Origin of the sequence: Synechococcus sp. R55.7 (genome assembly GCF_047461955.1) — a bacterium.
Lineage (GTDB): Bacteria > Cyanobacteriota > Cyanobacteriia > Thermostichales > Thermostichaceae > Thermostichus.
Map to the genome: position 1 here is coordinate 15,658 of NZ_JANSIC010000003.1, position 1,780 is coordinate 17,437.

The 1,780-nt window shown below is 60.1% G+C and carries 3 protein-coding genes; all 3 read left to right on the forward strand.

From position 1 onward, the window contains the following. Window positions 1-479, forward strand: a 479-nt coding sequence (locus NW820_RS00455) for a HEAT repeat domain-containing protein (RefSeq protein ID WP_414406382.1), incomplete at its 5' end; no start/stop codon positions are given. A 58-nt stretch (window positions 480-537) separates the two neighbouring features. Beyond that, window positions 538-1,263 (forward strand): phycobilisome rod-core linker polypeptide, encoded by a 726-nt coding sequence (locus NW820_RS00460; RefSeq protein WP_414406383.1) that lies wholly within the window; start codon window positions 538-540, stop codon window positions 1,261-1,263. 124 nt (window positions 1,264-1,387) lie between these two features. Next, window positions 1,388-1,699: a DUF6825 family protein gene (locus tag NW820_RS00465; protein WP_414406384.1), complete on the forward strand. Its 312-nt coding sequence runs from the start codon at window positions 1,388-1,390 to the stop codon at window positions 1,697-1,699. The last annotated feature ends 81 nt before the right edge of the window (window positions 1,700-1,780 follow it).

Sequence of the window (1,780 nt, forward strand, 5' to 3'; positions counted from 1 at the left end):
TCAATCGCCCTGCAGTGGGGGAAGCCGCCCTGGAGGAAGTGCTGCGCTTTGGGGAAGCCGCGGTGCAGCCCTTGCTGAGCCATATTGACGGTTTTGACTATGGGGCGCGGGCCTATTCGGTGCGGGCTCTGGCCCGTATTGGCCATGGGGATGCCTACCCCTTTTTGGCGGAAGCCATTGTAGCGGACTTTGCCCCCAGTGTGCGACGGGCGGCGACCCGTGGGCTAGGACGAGTGGCGGCCAAGCGGCCCTTGCTCGATCAAGAGCGAGCCTTGCACCTGTTGCGGCAATGTCTTGCCGATGCCGATTGGGGAGTCCGCTATGCCGCCGTCGGATCCCTGACGGACTTGGCTCGCCAGGGTGAACAATCTCTGCGCCCCTCAGTCGAGGCTGCGCTCCAGATGGCCCTGGAAGATGCCGATCCTCTGATCCCTCTCCGCGCCCAGATGAGCCGGCAGGAATTGGCTGCCGAGCCTTAGCTTCCCTGCCCCACTGTGTTTTTCTTAAGTTTTTCTCGTTTTTTTAGGAGCACCATCTATGTCCCTTCCGTTGCTTGCCGATCGCCCCACCACCCAAAATGAACGGGTGCCTCGCTACTTTGTGCCCAGCGACGAAACCCCGCCCGTCTACCGTCCTGACGACCCGACAGGTATCGACAACATCATTCGCGCTGCCTATCGCCAGATCTTCAGCGAGCATCTGATGCTGGAGAGTTATCGGCAAAAAGCTCTGGAGTCCCAATTGCGCAACGGGGCAATCTCGGTCAAAGAGTTTGTGCGCGGCCTGGGCAAGTCGGAGGTGTACCGGGATCTGGTCATGGTTCCCAACGACAACTACCGCTTCATCGAGGTCACCTTCCAGCGCTTTTTGGGTCGGCCCACCTACAGCCAACAGGAGCGCATCAAGTACTCCATCATCGTTGCCACCAAGGGGCTAGATGGCTTCATCGACGCTGTGGTGGATAGCGAAGAGTACAATGCCGCCTTTGGGGACGATGTGGTGCCTTACCAACGCCGTCGCCTGTCGGAAAAGCCCGCCAACCTGGTAACCCCCCGCTATGGAGCTCGTTGGCGCGATGTCTCCGGCGTGAAGCGCTCGACGCGGGAAGTGGTGCGCACCTATCGTCTCACCCGTCCTCCCAAACCCGGGGATCCAGAAAACTTCCTCAACATGGCCCGCATGCTCAATCCCAAGCCGGCTGCACGGCAAAACATCAGCGTCTTCGATCTGAAGATCCCTGACATGACCACCAACCGCCGCTAGGACTGGACGAACTCCCCAATCCGCCGGGCCGATCGATCCGCTGCTGTTCGGGTGGGTCGGCTCGCCGCTGTGTTTGAGCAGGATTCGTTATAATCTGGGTGATGCTTCTTAACACTTGGGTCGCATGAAGAATCCGGTTGTGCGGGCTTTTTTTGTCGGCAAGGCTGTGGCGGATGTCCTACGGGAGCGTTTGGAAAGCGCCCTCACCGATATTGCCGGGGAAGTGGGCAAGGTGTGGGCTGAGCTGCAGGAGGGCTGGCAAACCTTTGCCCAGGATGTCATGACCCGGGCTGAGGCAGAAGCATCCATGGCCGCCCAGGAAAGGGTGCCGCTGCCTTTCCAGACAGAAGATTTGCAGGCAACTCTGGACGACTTGCGGGCGGAAGTGGCGCAGCTGCGCTCCGAGTTGCAGAAGTACCGGAGTCGAAACGCTTGAACGCGAGCCTTTTGGGATCCCGGACTTCTTTGGGATCACAACCCGTCAAGCCCTATACCGCCTACCGCTGGGCCCGGGAGA